This window comes from Ramlibacter sp., assembly GCF_035706265.1.
Classification (GTDB): Bacteria; Pseudomonadota; Gammaproteobacteria; order Burkholderiales; family Burkholderiaceae_C; genus Ramlibacter.
The window spans coordinates 1-3,426 of record NZ_DASSVG010000558.1; the positions used below are offsets into that span (position 1 = coordinate 1).

Annotated in this window: 5 protein-coding genes; all 5 read right to left on the reverse strand. The window is 70.5% G+C overall.

The window, feature by feature from the left end; all coding sequences use genetic code 11:
• A partial coding sequence (locus VFM98_RS20000) for a DEAD/DEAH box helicase (protein WP_414709052.1) occupies window positions 1-1,237 on the reverse strand: 1,237 nt, incomplete at its 3' end.
• Between the two features lie 43 nt (window positions 1,238-1,280).
• Window positions 1,281-1,808, reverse strand: coding sequence for a hypothetical protein (locus VFM98_RS20005; RefSeq protein ID WP_325111651.1), 528 nt, complete (start codon window positions 1,806-1,808; stop codon window positions 1,281-1,283).
• A gap of 9 nt (window positions 1,809-1,817) precedes the next feature.
• Complete coding sequence (locus VFM98_RS20010) at window positions 1,818-2,297, reverse strand: adenylyltransferase/cytidyltransferase family protein (RefSeq protein WP_414709051.1); 480 nt, start codon at window positions 2,295-2,297, stop codon at window positions 1,818-1,820.
• The gene (locus VFM98_RS20015; RefSeq protein ID WP_325111652.1) at window positions 2,294-2,914 is read right to left on the reverse strand and encodes a BON domain-containing protein; all 621 of its coding nucleotides are present in this window, start codon (window positions 2,912-2,914) and stop codon (window positions 2,294-2,296) included. Before VFM98_RS20015 ends, VFM98_RS20010 begins: the two co-directional genes overlap by 4 nt.
• The coding region (locus tag VFM98_RS20020) for a phosphoheptose isomerase (protein ID WP_325111653.1) at window positions 2,911-3,426 on the reverse strand (516 nt) is incomplete at its 5' end. The genes VFM98_RS20020 and VFM98_RS20015, both read right to left, overlap by 4 nt.

Here is a 3,426-nt window from a genome sequence, read left to right on the forward strand (position 1 = left end):
GCTTGGCGACTCTCTCGCGTCCTCTTTCCCTGCCCCGGTCTCTTTCCCTGCCCCGGTCCCTTTCCCTTCCCCGCGCGGAAGGCTGGCCGCCCATCAGGGTCGCCACCGTCCCGGCGTTGGGCTCGAAGCTCGGGATCAGCACGCGCTCGATGCGCTTCTTGATGAGCTTCTCGATCGCGGCAATCGCCTCCAGGTCCTCGGGCGCCACCAGCGAGATCGCCTCGCCGGTGAGGCCGGCGCGGCCGGTGCGGCCGATGCGGTGCACGTAGTCCTCGGGCGAGTGCGGCACGTCGAAGTTGATCACCTGTGGCAGGCCCTCGATGTCCAGGCCGCGCGAGGCCACGTCGGTCGCCACCAGCACCGCCGTCTTGCCGGCCTTGAAGTCCTCGAGCGCCTGCTCGCGCTCCGCCTGGGTCTTGTCGCCGTGGATCGCGTCGGCCTGGATGTGGTCGCGCCGCAGCTGGTGCGCGAGCCGGTTGGCGCCGATGCGCGTGCCGGTGAAGACCAGCACCTGCTTGAGCGCGCGCGTCTGGATCAGGTAGGCGAGCAGCTCGCGCTTTTTCTCGCGCGCGACCGGATGCAGGACGTGGCTCACCAGGTCCGCGACGGCGTTGCGCGCCGCGATCTGCACCTCGGCCGGATTGGTCAGCAGCGCCTTGGCGAGGGTGCGGATCTCGTCGGGGAAGGTGGCGGAAAACAGCAGGTTCTGCCGCTGCGCGGGCAGCAGCGCGATGATGCGCTTGATGTCCGGCAGGAAGCCCATGTCGAGCATGCGGTCGGCCTCGTCCAGCACCAGCACCGACACCTGGTTGAACATCACCGTCTTGTTCTGCACGTGGTCCAGCAGCCGTCCCGGCGTGGCTACCAGCACCTCGACGCCGCGGCGCAGCTCCTGGATCTGCGCATTCATGTCGACGCCGCCGTAGACGACCGTGCTGCGCAGCGGCACGTGCTTGCCGTAATCGCGGAAGCTCTCGGCCACCTGCACCGCCAGCTCGCGCGTCGGCGTCAGGATCAGCGCGCGCACCGGGTGGCGCGCCGGCGAGGCCGAGCTGCTGGCGTGCGCAAACAGGCGCTGCAGGATCGGCAGGGCGAACGCCGCAGTCTTGCCGGTGCCGGTCTGCGCCCCGGCCATCAGGTCGCGGCCGGCCAGCACCAGCGGGATTGCCTGCTCCTGGATCGGCGTGGGCTTCTCATAGCCGAGCTCGGCTACGGCAGCCGCGAGCGGAGGGATCAGGCCGAGTTGTTCGAAGGCAGAAGCGATAGCCTGCGATTATAAGTCAGTTGAGCGTGCGCGCCGCGCGCTCGCCCGGCTCGGCCGGCTCGGTGCCCGGCAGCTTGAGCTCCATGTCCCAGTCGCTCTTCTTCACCGCGGACTGCAGCAGGCGGCATACCGAATGCAGCAGCACCGAGTCGAAGGTCAGCGTAATGCCCTGGCCCTGCGAAGGATGCAGCGCCACCACCGGCTGCCCGTTGCGGTCGTGGCCGGTCTGGATGCGCGCGAGCAGCAGCGGCGCCTCGCCCAGCGGCCGGGCGCTCGCGCCGGCGTCGTAGGGCTTGGAGAAATCCGCCTTGGAAACGGCGTGCTCGTGCTCCAGGCCGAGCAGCGCCTTGCGCGCCTCGGGGTTGGCCTGGGTGCGGATGCGCGGGCTCGCTTCCTCGGCGAGCTTGACCAGCAGCGGCCAGAGCAGCTTGACGAAGCGGCGCGTCAGGGCCAGGCACAGCTCCACGCCCTCGCTGGTGGCCACCAGCATGAGCAGGCGGTCCTGCTCCGCGTCGTAATCCACCTTGAGCTGGTGCAGCCGCATGAGGGGATATTACTGCCGAATGCGGGCGACCAGCGCGGTAGTGGAGCGCTCGTGCTCGAAGGGAATCGAGAGCACCCGCCCGCCGCGCGCCAGCACTTCGCGGCCGCCGGCGATGCGCTCCGGCGGCCAGTCGCCGCCTTTCACCAGCACCTCGGGGCGGCTGGCGGCGATCAGGGCCTCGGGCGTGTCCTCGTCGAACCAGGTCACCGCGTCGACCGAGGCCAGGGCGGCCAGCAGGGCCATCCGGTCCGGCAGCGGGTTGATCGGCCGGTCCGCGGCCTTGCCCAGGCGCCGCACCGACGCATCGCTGTTCAGCGCGACCAGCAGGGCGGCGCCTTCCGCCCGGGCCCGTGCGAGGTAAGTGACGTGGCCGCGATGCAGGATATCGAACACGCCGTTGGTGAAGACCAGCGGCCGCGCCAGGGCGCCGATCCACTGGCCGAGCGCCGCCGGCGGATGGATCTTCGCCTCGAACGGCGGCGGCCTCACGCGCCCGGCTGGGGAGGCGTCGTCGGGCGCGGCGCCGGGCGGCACAGCTCGTCGGTCGGCTGGCAGTAGGTGAACATCTTCACCACCTTGATCACGCCGCCGGTGGTGCGCGCGATCTCCACCGCGTCGTTGGCTTCCTGCTCGGTGACGATGCCGAGCAGGTACACCACGCCGGCCTCGGTGACCACCTTGACGTGCACCGGGTTGAACCGGTTGGCGTCGATGAAGCGCGTCTTCACCTTGGTGGTGATCAGCGAGTCGTTGGCCCGCTCGGCGAGCGACGAGGGCGGCGCAATACGCACCTCGTTGACCACGCCGCGCACGTTGGCGATGTCCTTGACGTCGGCTTCGATGGCGTCGCGCGTCGCCTGGTCGGGGACCTCGCCGGTGAGCAGCACCACCCGGTTGTAGGGCGACACGTTGACGTGCGTCAGGCTGCCGAAGCGCCCGGTGATGCGGTCGCCGATGGTCAGCGCCATGCTTTCGTCGGTGTAGATCGCGCCGGTGGTGCGCCGCTCCAGGGCGGTGGTGAGCGCGGCGGTGCCGCCGGCGCCGATCAGCACGGGCGCGCAGCCCTGCAGCGCCGCAGCCAGGCAGGCCAGCCAGAAAATCCTCATCCACGACCTCCGCAAAGGTGGAAATCTATGCCGTCGCACAGGCAATGCAGCACCAGCAGGTGCACTTCCTGGATGCGCGCCGTGCGCTTGTGCGGCACGCAGATGTGCAGGTCGCCGGCGGCCAGCATCGCGCCCATCCGGCCGCCGCCGTTGCCGGTCAGCGCCACCACGCCGACGCCCAGCTCGTGCGCCGCCCGCATCGCTTCGACGACGTTGGCCGAATTGCCGCTGGTGGAGATGGCGAGCAGCACGTCGCCGCGCCTGCCGATGCCGCGCACCTGCTTGGCGAACACCTGCTCGTAGGCATAGTCGTTGGCGATGGACGTAAGCGTCGAGCTGTCGGTGGTGAGCGCCACGGCCGCCAGCGGCGCGCGCTCGATCTCGAAGCGGTTGAGCAGCTCCGCCGCGAAGTGCTGCGCATCGGCGGCCGAGCCGCCGTTGCCGCAGGCGAGCACCTTGCCGCCGCCGCGCAGCGCTTCGGCGAGCAGCGTGCCGGCGCGCGCGATCGGCTC